The sequence below is a fragment of the Pseudomonas sp. IT-P100 genome, from assembly GCF_949767185.1.
In the GTDB taxonomy this organism is placed as follows: Bacteria; Pseudomonadota; Gammaproteobacteria; order Pseudomonadales; family Pseudomonadaceae; genus Aquipseudomonas; species Aquipseudomonas fluorescens_B.
Genome location: NZ_CATKQK010000056.1, coordinates 187,695 through 201,626, shown reverse-complemented (window position 1 = coordinate 201,626; position 13,932 = coordinate 187,695). Strand labels below are relative to the sequence as shown.

Genomic DNA, 13,932 nt, shown 5'->3' with positions numbered 1-13,932 from the left:
GTCTTGTGTTGTTTGTCAGGGCCTCATCGCTAGCAGGCTAGCTCCCACAGGGTTTTGGGTTGTTCAAAAATCCTGTGTTCACCCGAATCACTGTGGGAGCTAGCCTGCTAGCGATGGCGATCTACAGAACGACCGTGCGATTGGCGTTCAAAAACACCCGTCGTTCAATGTGATAACCCACGGCGCGAGCCAGGGTCAGCCCTTCGATATCCCGCCCCTTGGCGATCAGGTCTTCCGGATAATGGCTGTGATCCACCACCTCCACGCCCTGGGCGATGATCGGTCCCTCGTCCAGGTCGTTGTTGATGTAGTGCGCCGTGGCGCCGACCAGCTTCACCCCTTTGTTGTAGGCCTGGTGATAAGGCTTGGCGCCCTTGAACCCCGGCAGCAGGGAGTGATGGATGTTGATCGCCTTGCCGTCGAGCTTGCGGCACAGCTCCGGTGACAAAACCTGCATGTAGCGCGCAAGGATCACCAGTTCGGCGCCGGAGTCTTCGATCACCTGCAACACCTGACGCTCCTGCGACGGCTTGTCGTTGGGGTCGAGCGGGAAGTGGTAGTACGGAATCTGGTGCCAGTCGGCCAACGGCTTGAGGTCCGGATGGTTGGAGATCACGGCGGCGACGTCCATCGACAACTGGCCGATGCGCTGGCGGTAGAGCAAATCGTTGAGGCAGTGATCGGCCTTGGAGACCATGATCACCACTTTCGGCCGGTAGTTCGGCGGGGTCAGTTCGAAGATCATGCCGAAGGCTTTACCACGCTCTTCCAACCCGGCGCGGAAGGCTTGTTCGTCAAAGCCGTCGGGTTGACGGAATTCCACGCGAATGAAGAAACGACCCGAGAGACGGTCATCGAACGAATGGTGCTCGGTAACGTAGCAGCCCTGCTCGAACAGAAATCGGGTCACCGCGTCCACGGTGCCGAGGACGCTGGGGCAGTCGGCGGTCAGAATCCATGTGTCTGGGGCGCGGCTCATAGTGCGGTGACTCCTGCTACAAATTAGGTGGTCGCAGAGACCCCTGTGGCGAGGGGATTTATCCCCGTTCGGCTGCGAAGCAGTCGTAAAACCAGTCAACTCAATTTGGCTGGGATACCGAGTTGTGAGGTTTCAGGGCTGCTGCGCAGCCCAACGGGGATAAATCCCCTCGCCACAAAGCCCATCACCACAAACGATCATTAAGCCTGAACGCTCAGGCCGTACTCGGCCGCTGCATCCTGCAGCCACAACCACCAGTAATCCGAGAAGCTGCGGCGGATCAGCAGTTCCCAGGTGTCTTCGGCGGTGTGGCGGATCACCAGTTGCGACTTGGCGAACACGGTGCCCACTGCCTTGCCGACCGGGAAGCTGTTCGGGTGTACGTCGTAGCTGGTGGATTTCATCAGCACCTGGCGCACGTTAGGGCCGCTCAGTTCGAGGATCTGCTGGCCACCGCTGACGTTGACGATCTGGATGTGCAGATCGCCCAGCGCTTCACGCAGTTTCTGCTCGGCGGCGAACTCTTCACCGGTCGGCACGATCAACAGCCACTCATCCGGCCCCATCCATTGCAGGCTGGTTTCACCCTTGACGATGACCGTCAGCGCGCCTGGCAATTCGATGCCAAGGGCCTTGTGCACGCCAGCACTGAACGCCGCATCGTGGCCGTCGCCACGAATGGTCAGGTGGCCGAGGAGTTTTTTCTCACGCACGATCACGCCGGCGTTTTTGCGACCCTTGCCGACCAGGCTGGCGAGGTCGGCATGATGCAGCGACGACTCGGCCTTGGCCCCGGTGGTTGGGCGTTGTTGGTAAACATTGGCTACGGTCATAAAGCACCTTTCCTGAATTCTGTTGGTTCCTGTGGTGGCTGCACTGCCGTCATCGCCAGCAGGCCAGCTCCCACATTCAACCGCGTTCCCCGGTGGGAGCTAGCCTGCTAGCGATTGCGGTAGCAGACTCTCCACAGGACCCGAGGCCACTAGATGTTCTGGCGATCACCTTTCGGATCGAAGAACACCGAAGAAACGATTTCCGCCTCGATCACGCTGCCATCCGCCAGCGGTGCGAACACCCGTTCGCCGATACGCTTCAAACCGCCTTTCACTACGCCCATGGCAAACGAATAGCCCAGGGAGTTGTGCAGGTAGCTGGAAGTGACGTGACCGACCATCGTCATCGGGATCGTCTGCTTGGTGTTGAACACCAGTTGCGCACCTTCCGGCAGCCATTTGGTCGGATCGATCGGCTTCAGGCCGACCAGCTGTTTACGTTGATCACGTACGCAGTCTTCGCGGTTCATGCCACGCCAGCCGATCCACGAGAACGGTTTGGTGCGACCGACACACCAGCCCATGTTCAAATCGTCCGGGGTCATCGAGCCGTCGGTGTCCTGACCGACGATGATGAAGCCCTTCTCGGCCCGCAGGATGTGCATGGTTTCGGTGCCGTACGGGGTCAGGTTGTACTGTTTGCCGGCCTCGACGATTTTCTCGAGCACGCCCATGGCGTAGTCGGCCTGCACGTTGACTTCGTAGGACAGCTCACCGGTAAACGAAATCCGGAACACCCGCGCCGGCACACCGCCGACCAGGCCTTCTTTCCAGGTCATGAACGGGAAGGCTTCGTTGCTCAGGTCGATGTCGGTGACTTCGCTGAGCAGCTTGCGGCTGTTCGGCCCGGACAGGGTCATGGTTGCCCAGTGATCCGTCACGGAAGTGAAGTACACCTTCAGGTCTGGCCATTCGGTCTGTTGGTAGATTTCCAGCCATTGCAGCACGCGTGCAGCGCCGCCGGTGGTGGTGGTCATCACGAAGTGGTTGTCGGCGAGGCAAGCGGTGACGCCGTCGTCGAAGACCATGCCGTCTTCTTTGCACATCAGGCCGTAACGGGCCTTGCCCACGTCGAGCTTGGTCCAGGCGTTGGTGTAGATGCGGTTGAGGAACTCGCGCGCATCCGGGCCTTGAATGTCGATCTTGCCGAGGGTCGATGCGTCCAGCAGGCCGACGCTGTCGCGCACGGCTTTGCATTCGCGTTTCACTGCGGCGTGAATGTCTTCACCGTTTTTCGGGAAGTACCACGGACGTTTCCACTGACCGACGTCCTCGAACTCGGCGCCATTCTTCACGTGCCAGTGATGCAGCGCGGTGAAGCGGACAGGTTCGAAGATGTGCCCGCAGTGACGGCCGGCCACGGCGCCGAAGGTCACCGGCGTGTAGTTCGGACGGAACATGGTGGTGCCCATCTGCGGGATGGTCACGTTCAACGAACGGGCGGCGATGGCCAGGCCGTTGACGTTGCCGAGCTTGCCCTGGTCAGTACCGAAGCCCAGTGCGGTGTAGCGTTTGACGTGCTCGACCGACTCGAAGCCTTCGCGGGTCGCCAGTTCGATGGCGGCAGCGGTGACGTCGTTTTGCAGGTCGACGAATTGCTTCGGCGCCCGTGCGGTGTTCTTTTCGTGCGGCACCTGGAACAGCGCCAGGGTGGGCTCTTCCAGACGGCTCAGGGCTTTCGGCAAAGTACCTTCGACCACGCTGAAACCGGCTTCACTGGCTGCGCGAGCGCCGCCTTCAAAACCATCGGCCAGGGAATCGCCGAGGCCGTAGACGCCGTTGATGCCACCGACGCACACGCGTTTCTGCGGTGCTTCGCCCGGTACGAAACCGAGGATGTCTTCACGCCAGATCGGCTTGCCACCCAAGTGCGACGCCAGGTGAACCACCGGGCTGTAACCGCCGGAACTGGCGATCAAATCGCAATCGAGCCATTCGCCAGGACTGGTCACGGCGTGCGCCTTGACATCGATCGCGGCGACGCGAGCGGCGGTCACGTGCTTGCTGCCACGGGCCTCGATCACGGCGCTACCGGTCAGGATGCGAATGCCTTTGGCGCGCGCTTCTTCAACCAATGCACCGCGCGGATTGCTACGGGCGTCGGCGATGGCCACCACTTGCAGGCTGGCATCGAGCCAATCCAGGGCAACGCGGTAGGCGTGATCGTTGTTGGTCGACAGCACCAGTTTCTTGCCCGGTGCCACGCCGTAACGGCGCACGTAAGTCGAGACAGCGCCGGCGAGCATGTTGCCCGGCACGTCGTTGTTGCCATACACCAGTGGACGTTCGTGAGCACCGGTCGCCAGGACCACGCGCTTGGCGCGAACCCGGTGGATGCGCTGACGCACCTGGCCGATCGGGGCGCGGTCGCCGAGGTGATCGGTCAGGCGCTCGTGAATGGTCAGGAAGTTATGGTCGTGGTAACCGTTGACCGTGGCGCGCGGCAACAGCAGCACGTCCGGGGTGTCCTTCAGCTCGGCGATGACGCTGGCGACCCACTCGGTGGCTGGCTTGCCGTCGAGGCTTTCGCGGGAATCGAGCAGGCTGCCGCCGAACTCTTCCTGCTCATCGGCGAGGATCACGCGAGCACCGCTGCGCGCAGCCGCCAATGCAGCGGCCAGGCCGGCAGGGCCACCGCCGACGATCAGCACGTCGCAGTGCTGGTTCATGTAGTCGTAGGTGTCCGGATCGTTCTCGGTCGGCGAGCGGCCAAGGCCGGCGGCCTTACGGATGTACTTCTCGTACGTCATCCAGAACGATTGCGGGTACATGAAGGTTTTGTAGTAGAAGCCCGGAGGCATCAGCTTGCCGCCGACCTTGCCGAGAATCCCCATCATGTCGTTGTTCACGCTTGGCCAGCCGTTGGTGCTGGTGGCGACCAGACCTTGATACAGCGCTTGTTGCGTGGCACGTACGTTCGGGATCTGCGTGGCTTCGGTCGCGCCGATCTGCAGCACGGCGTTCGGCTCTTCAGCGCCGGCCGCGAAGATGCCGCGCGGACGGGAGTACTTGAAGCTGCGACCGATGATGTCGACACCGTTGGCCAGCAGGGCTGCGGCCAGGGAATCGCCTTCAAAGCCTTTGTAGACCTGGCCGTTGAAGGTGAAGCTCAGCACTTTGTTGCGGTCGATCCGTCCGCCGTTGGACAGGCGATTGATCTGGCTCATACCTTCTCTCCCAGAGCCGTGGTGGCCGCTTTCGGGCTATCGGTCTTGTCGGTGAATTGTGGCTTGGTGCCGATCTTGTAGGTCTCGAGAATCTCGTAGGTCACGGTGTCGCGGGTGGCGTTGAAGTACTGACGGCAACCGGCGGCGTGAATCCACAGTTCATGGTGCAGACCGCGAGGGTTGTCGCGGAAGAACATGTAGTCGCCCCACTCCTCGTCGGTGCAGGTGTTCGGGTCCAGTGGACGCGGGATGTGCGCCTGGCCGGATGCGTGGAATTCCTCTTCGGAGCGCAGTTCGCCGCAGTGAGGACAGAAGATATGCAACATGGGGATTTCTCCTGTTAGTGGGCAACCGCAGCAGCGCCGTGTTCGTCGATCAACGCACCGTTGTGGAAACGGTCGATGGAGAAAGGTGCGGCCAATGGGTGCATTTCACCCTTGGCCAGGCTTGCGGCAAACACGTTGCCCGAGCCAGGTGTGGCCTTGAAGCCACCGGTGCCCCAACCGCAGTTGAAAAACATGTTCGGGACCGGGGTTTTCGAAATGATCGGGCAGGCATCCGGCGTGGTGTCGACGATGCCGCCCCACTGACGGTTCATGCGTACGCGGGACAGCACCGGGAACATCTCGACGATGGCCTGGATGGTGTGCTCGATCACCGGGTACGAACCACGCTGGCCGTAGCCGTTGTAGCCGTCGATGCCGGCGCCGATCACCAGGTCGCCCTTGTCGGACTGGCTGATGTAGCCGTGCACGGCGTTGGACATGATCACGCTGTCGATAATCGGTTTGATCGGCTCGGACACCAACGCTTGCAGCGGGTGGGATTCGATCGGCAGACGGAAACCGGCCAGCTTGGCCATGTGCCCGGAGTTACCGGCCGTGACCACACCGACGCGCTTGGCACCAATGAAGCCCTTGTTGGTTTCGACACCGATGCACACGCCGTTTTCCTTGCGGAAGCCGATCACCTCGGTCTGCTGGATCAGGTCCACGCCCAGTGCGTCGGCGGCACGGGCAAAGCCCCACGCCACGGCATCGTGACGGGCCACGCCGCCGCGACGCTGAACGGTTGCGCCCATCACCGGGTAGCGAGTGTTCTTCGAGCAGTCGAGGTACGGGATCTCGTCGGCCACTTGCTTGGCATCGAGCAGTTCACCGTCCACGCCGTTGAGGCGGTTGGCGCTGACCCGACGCTCGGAATCACGGATGTCCTGCAGGGTGTGGCACAGGTTGTAGACGCCACGCTGGGAGAACATCACGTTGTAGTTCAGGTCCTGGGAAAGGCCTTCCCACAATTTCATTGCGTGTTCGTACAGGTGAGCCGACTCGTCCCACAGGTAGTTGGAGCGAACGATGGTGGTGTTGCGCGCGGTGTTACCGCCGCCCAGCCAGCCTTTTTCGACCACGGCCACGTTGGTGATGCCGTGCTCCTTGGCCAGGTAGTAAGCCGTGGCGAGACCATGCCCGCCACCGCCGACGATGACCACGTCATAGACCTTTTTAGGGGTCGGCGTGCGCCACATCTTCTGCCAGTTTTCGTGATGGCTGAGGGAGTGTTTGAAGAGGCCGAAGCCCGAATAGCGTTGCATAGTCATTTACTCCAAAACCGCGCTCAGCGATAAACCGGGAAATCTGCGCACAGGGCCGACACTTGCTGCGCGACATTGGCCTCGACATCGGCGTCGCCGAGGTTGTCGAGGATGTCGCAGATCCAGCCGGCCAGCGTGACGCACTGGGTCACCTTGAAGCCGCGCGTGGTCACCGCCGGGGTGCCGATGCGCAGGCCGGACGTGACGAACGGCGACTGTGGATCATTCGGGACAGCGTTCTTGTTCACCGTGATGTGGGCGCGACCGAGTGCTGCATCCGCCTCTTTGCCGGTGAGGCCCTGACGGATCAGGCTGACCAGGAACAGGTGGTTATCGGTGCCGCCGGACACTACATCGTAGCCGCGTTTGATAAACACGCCGGCCATGGCCTGGGCGTTGTCGATCACTTGTTGCTGGTAAGCCTTGAAACCGGGCTCCAGCGCTTCCTTGAAGCACACGGCCTTACCGGCGATCACGTGCATCAGCGGGCCGCCCTGGGCACCCGGGAAGACTGCCGCGTTGAGCTTCTTCTCGATTTCTTCGTTGGCCTTGCACAGGATCAGGCCGCCACGCGGACCGCGCAGGGTCTTGTGGGTAGTGGTGGTGACCACGTCGGCGTAAGGCAGCGGATTCGGGTACAGGCCGGCAGCGACCAGGCCGGCGACGTGGGCCATGTCGACGAACAGCAGCGCACCAACCTTGTCGGCGATCTGGCGGAAGCGTGGGAAGTCGAGGGTCTTGGAGTAGGCCGAGAAGCCGGCGACGATCATCTTCGGCTTGCATTCGACGGCCAGGCGCTCGACTTCGTCGTAGTCGATCAGACCGGTTTTGGTGTCGATCCCGTACTGCACGGCGTTGTACAGCTTGCCCGAGGACGACACCTTGGCACCGTGGGTCAGGTGACCGCCATGGGCCAGGCTCATGCCCAGAATGGTGTCGCCGGCTTGCAGCAGGGCCAGGTACACGGCGCTGTTGGCCGAGGAACCGGAGTGCGGCTGCACGTTGGCGTAATCGGCGCCGAACAACTGCTTGGCGCGTTCGATGGCCAGGGCTTCAACCTTGTCCACGTGCTCGCAGCCACCGTAGTAGCGCTTGCCCGGATAGCCTTCGGCGTATTTGTTGGTCAGGCCACTGCCTTGCGCTTCCATGACGCGTTTGCTGGTGTAGTTCTCTGACGCGATCAGCTCGATGTGATCTTCCTGGCGTTGCTCTTCGGCATTCATCGCCGCCAGCAGTGCATCGTCGTAACCCTGGATCTGGTCTTGCTTGCTGAACATCGCGTCTCTCCCAGCGGCGGCGGTGCGCCATTCGTCTCGGTGAGGCACGTACCTGTCGGCAGTGCCCTTTGATGCGATGGTATGACCGGCGCAGACAGGTCAAATGCCTACGGACGCCACGCAAAGGTGCGTTTACGACATGGGCTGCAAAGGATGGCCGGCAAAGGCTCTTGTGGCGAGGGAGCTTGCTCCCGCTCGGCTGCAAAGCAGTCGTAAAACCGACAAACTCGATCTAACTGCAGAATCGCATTTGCTGGGTGTCGGGCTGCCGCGCAGCCCAGCGGGAGCAAGCTCCCTCGCCACAGGGCTGGAGTCAGGACAGGAGTTGGCGCAAGGCCAGAAGAACGAGAAAATGTACGGGATAGAGCGCATACGCCCAACGCCGCATCGGCGGCGGTTTGAAATGCCTGGCCTGTCGCAACAAGAGCAGCCCTGGCAATGGCGCGATCAGGCAAGTGGCGATGCCAAGGATGGCTGCACCATTTCCAAACCTGGCGGAGTGATACAGCACCTCCCATTGGTTGGCGGCCAGGCAGACCAGTCCGGGTAACAGGCTGAAATACCAGGGCCGCTTGATCACCAGTAACATGGCCAGCGGCAGCAGAACGCCGAAGAAACCGAACATCAGTCGCTCCGAGAACAGTGCTGCCACGGTCAGAGCACCCACCGCGAGCAGTCGCGAGTGCAGCGTTTCGTGCCGCCAGCCGCGCGCGACCAGCAGCCCAAGCGCCAGCGTAGGCAACACGTTCAAGGTGTCCGGATCAGGAATGTACATCCGGTAGGGAATTTCACTGATGGCGCTGAACAGCAGCAACCAACCCAGATAACGCCACTGGCCGTCGGTCGTCGCTGCACCGGCGCGCGACAGATTGGCCGCTATCGCTAAACAAAACCAAGGAAACGCTAGCCTCCCCGGTACATACAGAATATCGACGGAATAACCGACATATCGCAGGTGATCGAGCACCATGCTCAATAGCGCCAGCCACTTGAGCAGATCGAGTGCCCCGTCGCGTTGAGTCATGTGCATAATTGCCCGGTGTCCTTGTAATGTTCTGACAGTGACATCCCGTGTGCTCCCCGGACGATCTTCGGTAAAGTGCGCACCATCATTGACCACGAAGCTCTTCACCATAGGAGCCTCGACCACGGAAGCCGGCCATGACCGACAAGAGCCAACAATTCGCCAGCGACAACTATTCCGGTATCTGCCCTGAAGCCTGGGCCGCCATGGAACAGGCCAACCACGGCCACCAACGCGCCTATGGCGACGATGAGTGGACCGCTCGCGCGTCCGATCAATTCCGCAAACTGTTCGAAACCGACTGCGAAGTGTTCTTCGCCTTCAACGGCACCGCCGCCAACTCCCTGGCCCTGTCGTCGCTGTGCCAGAGTTACCACAGCGTGATCTGCTCGGAAACCGCCCACGTCGAAACCGACGAATGCGGCGCGCCGGAATTCTTTTCCAACGGCTCCAAGCTGCTGGTCGCCCGCACCGAAAACGGCAAGCTGACCCCGGAATCGATCCGCGAAGTGGCCCTCAAGCGCCAGGACATCCACTACCCGAAACCGCGCGTCGTGACCCTGACCCAGGCCACCGAAGTCGGCAGCATCTACACCCCGGAAGAAATCCGCGCCATCAGCGCCACCTGCAAAGAGCTGGGCCTGAACCTGCACATGGACGGCGCGCGCTTCTCCAATGCTTGTGCATTCCTTGGCTGCTCGCCAGCGGACCTGACCTGGAAGGCCGGGGTCGATGTCTTGTGCTTCGGCGGCACGAAAAACGGCATGGCCGTGGGTGAAGCGATTCTGTTCTTCAACCACAAACTGGCCGAAGACTTCGACTACCGCTGCAAACAGGCCGGTCAGCTGGCATCCAAGATGCGTTTCCTCTCGGCGCCGTGGGTCGGGATTCTGGAAAACGACGCCTGGCTCAAATACGCCCGCCACGCCAACCACTGCGCGCAGTTGCTGGCCGAACTGGTCAGCGACATTCAGGGCGTTGAGTTGATGTTCCCGGTGCAGGCCAACGGCGTGTTCCTGCAACTCTCGGAACCGGCCATTGCCGCGCTGACCGCCAAGGGCTGGCGCTTCTACACCTTCATCGGCAACGGCGGCGCACGCTTCATGTGCTCGTGGGACACCGAAGAAGAACGCGTTCGTGAACTGGCGGCGGACATCCGGGAAGTCATGTCCCGCTAACCAGCACCCCGATCCCCCCCTGTGGCGAGGGAGCTTGCTCCCGCCCAGCGGCGAAGCCGTCGCAAAAACCGCCATCGCGGTCTGCCTGACAGACCGCATCCTCCGTATTTGGGGCTGCTGCGCAGCCCAGCGGGAGCAAGCGCCCTCGTCACAAAAGCTCACTCGCCACTCACCACAGCCTCTTGGTCTACATTGTCCTGCGAGCCACTCGATTCGCTCAGACAATAACAATCAGGAGCGCACGCATGTCCTTACAAGGCAAAACCCTGTTCATTACCGGCGCCAGTCGCGGGATTGGTCGTGAGATCGCACTGCGGGCGGCGCGGGACGGGGCCAACATTGTGATTGCGGCCAAAAGTGCCGAGCCTCATCCCAAACTGCCGGGTACGATTTTCAGTGTGGCGAAGGAAGTCGAGGACGCAGGCGGCAAGGCGCTGGCCTTGCAGGTGGATGTGCGTGATGAAGTCGCGGTGCGTGAAGCGCTGGCCCAGGCCAACGAACATTTCGGCGGCATTGATGCGCTGATCAACAACGCCGGCGCAATCAAGCTGACGGGCGTTCAGCACATCGAACTCAAGCGCTTTGACCTGATGCACCAGATCAACACCCGCGCGGTGTTGCTGTGCAGTCAGGCTGCCCTGCCCTATCTGAAAAAAAGCAGCGGGCATATCCTCAACCTGTCACCACCGCTCAACCTGGCCACCAAATGGTTCGCCCAATACAGCCCGTACACCGTGACCAAATACGGCATGAGCATGCTCACGGTGGGCATGAGCGAGGAATTCAGGAACTACGGCATCAGCGTCAATTCGCTGTGGCCGCAGACCATGATCGCCACCGCCGCCATCGAGTTTCAGCTGGGGTCACGGGAGTCGTTCAAGCATGCGCGTACGCCGGCGATCATGGCCGATGCGGCCCATGTGATCCTGGACAGCAGTGGTCGCAGCATTACTGGGCGGTTGCTGATTGATGAGGAGATTCTGCGAGAGAATGGCGCGACCGAATTTGATCACTACCGCTTTGAGCCCGGCACCAACGACAAGCTGATGACCGACTTGTTTGTGGACTGAAGCACTAATCCTTGTGGGAGCGAGCCTGCTCGCGATGAGGCCGTCATATCCAACAGAGATGTTGACTGACAGACCGCTATCGCGAGCAGGCTCGCTCCCACAGGTTTAAAACTCGATGCGCACATCACCCTTCGGCACGCTGCAGCACGAAAGAATGTATCCCTCGGCTTCGTCTTCCTCGGTGATCCCGCCGTTGTGGTCCATCTCGACTTCGCCTCCCAGCTTCATCACCTTGCACGTGCCGCAGATCCCCATCCCGCAGGCCTTCGGAATCAATAGCCCCAGCTTGGCAGCAGCGGCGTGGACCGTTTCTCCCGGCGCAACGCGAATGCTCTTGCCGGACGCGGTGAATTCCACTTGATGCAGATCCGCCACATCGATGTCCGGTGCTTCGGCTGCAATTTCGGCTTGCTCCACCGCATCGGCGCGGGCTTCCGGTGGCGTGGCACCGAAGGACTCCTCGTGATACCGCTTCATGTCGAAACCAGCAGCCTCGAGCATGCGTTTCACAGCGTTCATGTACGGCGTCGGCCCGCAGCAGAACACTTCGCGCTCAAGGAAGTCCGGTGCCATCAGTTCCAGCATCTTGTGATTCAGGTAACCGCGATAACCGGCCCACGGTTCACCCAGACCATGCTTCTCGCAGATCAGGTGCAGGCTGAAGTTGTCGATCCGCGACGCCATGTGTTCCAGCTCGCGGTGGTAAATGATGTCCTTGGGCGAACGGGCGCTGTGGATAAACACCATGTCGACGTTGCCGTTGGTGTCGTAGAACCAGCGCGCCATCGACATCACCGGCGTGATGCCGACACCGCCGCTGAGATAGAGCACTTTCGGCGCGGTGAAATCCATGGCGTTGAACAGCCCGACCGGCCCGTGTACCGCCAGTTCCTGACCTTCGTGCAAGGTGTCGTGCAACCAGTTCGATACCTTGCCGCCCGGTACGCGCTTGATGGTCACCGAGAAGCTGTACGGCACCGATGGCGAGCTGGAAATGGTGTAGGAGCGCATGATCGGCACGCCTTCGATTTCCAGCTCCAGGGTGACAAACTGGCCCGGCTTGAAGAAGAACAGGATCGGCTGGTCGGCCATAAAGCAGAAGGTGCGCACATCCCAGGTTTCCTGGATGACTTTGACGCAACGGACAATGTGTCGGCCATTGGCCCAGGTCTGGGTAGTTACCGGATTCAGGAAGCTGTTGGACATGCTGTTCTCCACCGCCGATGGTCGGCCTTATGTTGGCGATTCTGCGTATAGCGTGAACCACCCATTTACCTATCTGCGACATTCACATACTTATCGCGACCAGCCCCCAACTACCGAGGGTTGCGCGTCGGGAACAGATTGGGCCATGTCGCCCATGGATAAGGTTCTGGGTAGCGCCGGCCCCACACTCGCCCCATACCAAGACACACTCTTTACACCCTTGCGTAGCAAACCTGATTAGCCACTTTCGCCGGCCACACAGAATGGCCTTGAGGATTAAATGATGGACGTCACCACTACCCTGAGCCTGGGCGATCCACTGGAACCCGCACGCAAGGCCACTGCGCAGATGCTGCAAGAGCGCGAGCGTACTTTCTCGCTGCCGCAGCCGTTTTACTCTGACGAGCGGCTGTTTGATATCGACATGCAGGAAATCTTCCAGAAAGAGTGGTTGATTGCCGGCATGACCTGCGAAATCCCGACCAAGGGCAACTACCTGACCCTGCAGGTCGGCAAGAACCCGATCATCGTGATTCGCGGCGCCGAAGGCGTGGTGCATGCGTTCCACAACGTCTGCCGTCACCGCGGTTCGCGGCTGTGCACCAGTGAAAAGGGCAAGGTCGCCAAGCTGGTCTGCCACTACCACCAGTGGACGTACGAGCTGGACGGCCGCCTGCTGTTCGCCGGCACCGAAATGGGCGCCGATTTCGACATGAAGCAGTACGGCCTCAAACCGGTGAACGTGAAGACCGCCGGCGGCTACATTTTCATCAGCCTGTCGGAGAACCCGCCGGCCATCGATGACTTCCTGTCGACGCTGAACCATTACATGGAACCGTACGACATGGAGAACACCAAGGTGGCGGTGCAAACCACCTTGATGGAAAAGGCCAACTGGAAACTGGTCCTGGAAAACAACCGCGAGTGCTACCACTGCAACGCGTCGCACCCGGAACTGCTGAAAACCCTGCTGGAATGGGACGACGTCACCGACCCGCGCGCCGACCAGGCGTTCAAGGACCACGTCGCTGCCTCCGCCGCTGCCTGGGAAGCCGAGAAGATTCCTTACGCCCACGCCAGCTTCGGCCTGCGTAACCGCATCGTGCGCATGCCGCTGCTCAAGGGCACCGTGTCGATGACCATGGATGGCAAACAGGGCTGTGCCAAACTCATGGGCCGCATCAAGAACCCGGACCTGGGCTCGATGCGCATCCTGCACCTGCCGCACTCGTGGAACCACTGCATGGGCGACCACATCATTGTCTTCACGGTGTGGCCGATCAGCGCGCAGGAAACCATGGTCACCACCAAGTGGATCGTCCACAAGGATGCCGTTGAAGGCGTGGACTACGACGTGGAGCGCATGCGCCAGGTCTGGGATGCGACCAACGACCAGGACCGTCGCCTGGCTGAAGAGAACCAGCGCGGGATCAACTCCACCGCGTACCAGCCTGGGCCTTACTCGAAGACTTATGAGTTTGGCGTGGTGAACTTTGTGGACTGGTACAGCGAGCGGTTGCTGAACAACCTGGGCGCGGAACCTGCGCCTTACCTCAAAGGGGTTCCGGTTCAGGGCTGACCGATCCCCGGGACAAAAAAACCGCGAA

11 protein-coding genes are annotated in these 13,932 nt (G+C 60.9%); 3 read left to right on the top strand and 8 right to left on the bottom strand.

Annotated elements, in window-relative coordinates; all coding sequences use genetic code 11:
• Positions 1-121 precede the first annotated feature (121 nt).
• The 7 genes from purU to ACM6IQ_RS26285 form a co-directional block, all read right to left on the bottom strand.
• A complete protein-coding gene (purU, locus tag ACM6IQ_RS26315; protein WP_017341179.1) occupies positions 122-979 on the bottom strand; it encodes a formyltetrahydrofolate deformylase in 858 nt (285 codons plus the stop codon).
• A 200-nt stretch (positions 980-1,179) separates the two neighbouring features.
• A complete protein-coding gene (locus ACM6IQ_RS26310; protein ID WP_017341180.1) occupies positions 1,180-1,812 on the bottom strand; it encodes a sarcosine oxidase subunit gamma in 633 nt (210 codons plus the stop codon).
• 149 nt (positions 1,813-1,961) lie between these two features.
• Positions 1,962-4,979, bottom strand: a complete 3,018-nt coding sequence (locus ACM6IQ_RS26305; RefSeq protein ID WP_017341181.1) for a sarcosine oxidase subunit alpha — start codon at positions 4,977-4,979, stop codon at positions 1,962-1,964.
• A complete protein-coding gene (locus ACM6IQ_RS26300) occupies positions 4,976-5,305 on the bottom strand; it encodes a sarcosine oxidase subunit delta (RefSeq protein WP_017341182.1) in 330 nt (109 codons plus the stop codon). The genes ACM6IQ_RS26305 and ACM6IQ_RS26300 overlap by 4 nt, the downstream gene beginning before the upstream one ends.
• Positions 5,306-5,319: 14 nt before the next feature.
• Entirely contained in the window at positions 5,320-6,570 is a 1,251-nt protein-coding gene (locus ACM6IQ_RS26295; RefSeq protein WP_007947735.1) for a sarcosine oxidase subunit beta, read from the bottom strand.
• Between the two features lie 23 nt (positions 6,571-6,593).
• A complete protein-coding gene (gene glyA, locus ACM6IQ_RS26290) occupies positions 6,594-7,847 on the bottom strand; it encodes a serine hydroxymethyltransferase (protein WP_017341183.1) in 1,254 nt (417 codons plus the stop codon).
• 313 nt (positions 7,848-8,160) lie between these two features.
• Entirely contained in the window at positions 8,161-8,877 is a 717-nt protein-coding gene (locus tag ACM6IQ_RS26285) for a TraX family protein (protein WP_414880267.1), read from the bottom strand.
• A gap of 131 nt (positions 8,878-9,008) precedes the next feature.
• Here ACM6IQ_RS26285 and ACM6IQ_RS26280 point away from each other — a divergent pair, with 131 nt between their 5' ends.
• Both ACM6IQ_RS26280 and ACM6IQ_RS26275 read left to right on the top strand, forming a co-directional pair.
• Positions 9,009-10,049: a low specificity L-threonine aldolase gene (locus ACM6IQ_RS26280; RefSeq protein ID WP_017341185.1), complete on the top strand. Its 1,041-nt coding sequence runs from the start codon at positions 9,009-9,011 to the stop codon at positions 10,047-10,049.
• A gap of 245 nt (positions 10,050-10,294) precedes the next feature.
• A complete protein-coding gene (locus ACM6IQ_RS26275; RefSeq protein WP_414880197.1) occupies positions 10,295-11,119 on the top strand; it encodes an SDR family oxidoreductase in 825 nt (274 codons plus the stop codon).
• A 105-nt stretch (positions 11,120-11,224) separates the two neighbouring features.
• Here ACM6IQ_RS26275 and gbcB read toward each other — a convergent pair whose 3' ends face one another.
• Positions 11,225-12,325: a glycine-betaine demethylase subunit GbcB gene (gene gbcB / locus ACM6IQ_RS26270; RefSeq protein ID WP_017341187.1), complete on the bottom strand. Its 1,101-nt coding sequence runs from the start codon at positions 12,323-12,325 to the stop codon at positions 11,225-11,227.
• Positions 12,326-12,608: 283 nt separating this feature from the next.
• Between gbcB and gbcA the strand changes: the two genes are divergently transcribed.
• Positions 12,609-13,904 (top strand): glycine-betaine demethylase subunit GbcA, encoded by a 1,296-nt coding sequence (gene gbcA, locus ACM6IQ_RS26265; protein WP_031319164.1) that lies wholly within the window; start codon positions 12,609-12,611, stop codon positions 13,902-13,904.
• Positions 13,905-13,932 lie beyond the last annotated feature (28 nt).

Coding starts and splice junctions, on each gene's coding strand:
- purU (WP_017341179.1), bottom strand. CDS start 979: ATGAGCCGCGCCCCAGACACATGGATTCTGACCGCCGACTGCCCCAGC.
- ACM6IQ_RS26310 (WP_017341180.1), bottom strand. CDS start 1,812: ATGACCGTAGCCAATGTTTACCAACAACGCCCAACCACCGGGGCCAAG.
- ACM6IQ_RS26305 (WP_017341181.1), bottom strand. CDS start 4,979: ATGAGCCAGATCAATCGCCTGTCCAACGGCGGACGGATCGACCGCAAC.
- ACM6IQ_RS26300 (WP_017341182.1), bottom strand. CDS start 5,305: ATGTTGCATATCTTCTGTCCTCACTGCGGCGAACTGCGCTCCGAAGAG.
- ACM6IQ_RS26295 (WP_007947735.1), bottom strand. CDS start 6,570: ATGCAACGCTATTCGGGCTTCGGCCTCTTCAAACACTCCCTCAGCCAT.
- glyA (WP_017341183.1), bottom strand. CDS start 7,847: ATGTTCAGCAAGCAAGACCAGATCCAGGGTTACGACGATGCACTGCTG.
- ACM6IQ_RS26285 (WP_414880267.1), bottom strand. CDS start 8,877: ATGCACATGACTCAACGCGACGGGGCACTCGATCTGCTCAAGTGGCTG.
- ACM6IQ_RS26280 (WP_017341185.1), top strand. CDS start 9,009: ATGACCGACAAGAGCCAACAATTCGCCAGCGACAACTATTCCGGTATC.
- ACM6IQ_RS26275 (WP_414880197.1), top strand. CDS start 10,295: ATGTCCTTACAAGGCAAAACCCTGTTCATTACCGGCGCCAGTCGCGGG.
- gbcB (WP_017341187.1), bottom strand. CDS start 12,325: ATGTCCAACAGCTTCCTGAATCCGGTAACTACCCAGACCTGGGCCAAT.
- gbcA (WP_031319164.1), top strand. CDS start 12,609: ATGGACGTCACCACTACCCTGAGCCTGGGCGATCCACTGGAACCCGCA.